The sequence below is a fragment of the Marinobacter iranensis genome (genome assembly GCF_029207565.1).
GTDB lineage: Bacteria > Pseudomonadota > Gammaproteobacteria > Pseudomonadales > Oleiphilaceae > Marinobacter > Marinobacter iranensis.
Genome location: NZ_JANCMW010000202.1, coordinates 1 through 267, shown reverse-complemented (window position 1 = coordinate 267; position 267 = coordinate 1). Strand labels below are relative to the sequence as shown.

The following is a 267-nucleotide window of genomic DNA, read 5'->3' as shown; positions in this document are numbered from 1 at the left end:
ACCAAGCGCATCGCCTGGTTCCAGTCCGAGACCACCAAGATCTCCCAGGGCGTGCCCTCCGCTGGCATCCCCGCACCCCAGATGATCGCCTGGTTCGACGACGACTGGGCCTCCACCCCCGAGAACGACACCCTCCACGCAACCAACGAGATCAACGCCTGGAAGGCCCTGGTCGCCAACAACCTCTGACCAGCACCGCCTCAGCGCACACCAGCGGGCACCGACTCCCACGGGAGCCGGTGCCCGCTGGCATCAGCCGTCCTGCCT

At 67.4% G+C, this 267-nt stretch carries 1 protein-coding gene; it reads left to right on the top strand.

The genetic code is table 11. The annotated features are described in order from the left end of the window. On the top strand, window positions 1-189 hold a 189-nt coding region (locus NLU14_RS22025), incomplete at its 5' end, for a hypothetical protein (protein ID WP_275710629.1). Window positions 190-267: the final 78 nt, after the last annotated feature.